Raw genomic sequence first — 2,503 nt, forward strand, 5'->3', positions numbered from 1 at the left:
GCCAATGCTGAATTTTTAATTAACATGAGGCCAAGAAAGGCGTTAAACTTTCTCAGTCCTTATGAGTTTTTAACAGGTAAACGTGTGTCGCTTATTGCTGAGATCTAGGATCATTATGGCCGTTAAATTAATCATTATCACTCACTATTAATCACTTAGCTTTATTTTCAATAGCTTTATCACTGTATATATAATAGTAAGATACCTTATTATGAAAGTAGCCTATAATCTCACTAGAAACAAATTGAGATTAAGATATGAAAAAAAGTATATATATCATCACTACCGCTTCCTTACCATGGCGCACAGGGACTTCAATAAACCCTTTATATCGCTCTATTTGTTTAGCTAAAATGGAAAATAATGTCACTTTACTTTTACCCTGGCTAAACAGAAAATCTCAACAACAGCTATATCATCAAGAATTCAAGTCTACATCTGAACTAGTCAGTTTTATCAACGAAGAAATAAAAGACAGTAAGTTGATTAATATTGAATTTTATCAAGCAAGATTAATTACCCTTTCAGGATTACAATCTATATACCCAAAAGAAAGAATAGACCGAATAATTCCCTTTTGTGAAACATTAATCATCGAAGAGCCTGAACGTTTATTACTTTTAACATTATTTAAGAGACTTAAGTTTAATCCCAATAATATTATTGGTGTTATACATACTAACTATGACTATTTTTTAATCAAACACTACCCTAAATGGGTAAGAAATGTATTACGTTTATACACGACATTTTTAATGAACAAATATTGCCATAGAATAATCCATCTATCTAAAGTCACCCAGAAAACTTTTAACAATGGTGAGATACTACCTATTAATGGGGTAAGAAAAGAGTATTTCAGCACCTTACATTTATCTAAACCTGACACCTCGGTTTATTTTATAGGGAAGGTCATTTGGGAAAAAGGTTTTAAAGAACTCATCGACTTAATGAGTTATGCCAATTTGAACCTCACTATAGATTGCTACGGAAACGGTCACAACAAACAACAGATTATCCAGTATGCCAATAAGAATAATGTTAATTTAAATATTCACTCCACCATTACTCATCCAGCTCACGACCTACAAAGGTATAAAATTTTCATCAACCCCTCTTATAGTGAAGTGCTTTGCACCACAACCCTTGAAGCCATTGCAATGGGAAAATGGGTTCTCATTCCAAAACATATTTCTAATGACTACTTTTATCAATTCAAAAATGTGCTTGTTTATGATGATAATAAAAGCTTTAAATTGTTGCTCACCAAAGCAATCAAATCCCCCGCACCTCTTGATCCTACGACGCAAAAATTAGAATGGTTAAGCGTTACCCAAGAGTACCTTACTCAGTTGATCTAACATCATAAGTAATTTTATGATGTTAGATTGAAGGAACGATATATAAACATGAAACGAATACTCAAAGTGATAGCACAAAGAATGAAACCTAATGCTAAACCAAACCACAAACTCGAATCACCATAACCAAAATAAAAAGTCAACAAAGCCCCCAATGGCAATGCCACAAGCCAAAAAGCCCCAAAAAGAAACACCGTGGGGAAAAACATATCCTTGTATCCCCGTAAAGCCCCCATACTAATTAATTGCACCGAGTCAAAAATTAAGTAGCCCCCCACGACCCATAACAATCTTGTTGTTAAATCAATAAGATCTAAGTCGGTAAAAAACCAAGTCAAAAACTCTCTACCGTGAAAGATAAAAATAGCGGCAATCGCCCCCATACACACAATCCCCAAAATTTGTGCACCAATAAATATCGTTAAACATTCTAATGGTTTTTTTTCACCTAAAACATGCCCAATTCTAATGCTCACCGCAATGGATAATCCCATGGGAATAATCGCTCCCGTCATGGCAAAAACAAGTGCGATTTGATGTGAAGCAAGCGCAATTGTCCCTATGACCCCCATCAGTATAGCCGTAATAGAAAATGCACCACTGATGATAAACCCCTGACCAGAAATAGTTAATGACATTTTCAACAAGCTCATTAACTGAGTAATCCTTATCGGTTTAATCCATTTTTCAGGTCGATATCGAGCTAGTTTCTTCGACCGAAATACATATGAAAACACAGCAATAAAAGCCAATAGTCTTGCGATAAAAGTTGCTAATCCCGCGCCCAACAAGCCTAATTCTGGCGCACCAAACTTTCCAAATATGAGTATATAATTCAATATGGTATTTAATAATACAGCATCAAGTAATATCTTAACACCTACCCATGGTTCATTTTGCGCATCAGTAAAACTTTTCAATACCAACGCAGGCGCTGTTGGTATTAATGATAATGCAATCCAAAAAAGATAAGGCGGTGTCATGGCAACCACATCTTCAGGCTGACCTAACGCACCTAAAAAAAGGATTAAAACAGTTAACTTACCTCCGGCAAAGCCGGAGGCTTATTTGGGTGACGCCCTAAAAGGGCTTAAGTCCGTGCCCAAGGCACTATCTACATTCCGAGTTTTAATTGATCCCGA

The 2,503-nt window shown here is 35.6% G+C and carries 2 protein-coding genes and 1 pseudogene; 2 read left to right on the forward strand and 1 reads right to left on the reverse strand.

Features of this window, described 5'->3' with window-relative positions:
• Positions 1-108 (forward strand): annotated as a pseudogene (locus L2764_RS26720) (IS30-like element ISVsa7 family transposase); the annotation flags it as partial.
• A gap of 149 nt (positions 109-257) precedes the next feature.
• A complete protein-coding gene (locus L2764_RS26725; RefSeq protein ID WP_248943372.1) occupies positions 258-1,361 on the forward strand; it encodes a glycosyltransferase in 1,104 nt (367 codons plus the stop codon).
• Between the two features lie 14 nt (positions 1,362-1,375).
• On the opposite strand, the gene L2764_RS26730 is transcribed toward L2764_RS26725, so the two are convergent.
• The gene (locus tag L2764_RS26730; protein WP_312018396.1) at positions 1,376-2,389 is read right to left on the reverse strand and encodes an MATE family efflux transporter; all 1,014 of its coding nucleotides are present in this window, start codon (positions 2,387-2,389) and stop codon (positions 1,376-1,378) included.
• Positions 2,390-2,503 lie beyond the last annotated feature (114 nt).

Source organism: Shewanella surugensis (genome assembly GCF_023284005.1).
Classification (GTDB): Bacteria; Pseudomonadota; Gammaproteobacteria; order Enterobacterales; family Shewanellaceae; genus Shewanella; species Shewanella surugensis.

What these genes read in the sequence shown, in the direction of transcription:
- L2764_RS26725 (WP_248943372.1), top strand. Translation starts at nt 258, where the DNA reads ATGAAAAAAAGTATATATATCATCACTACCGCTTCCTTACCATGGCGC.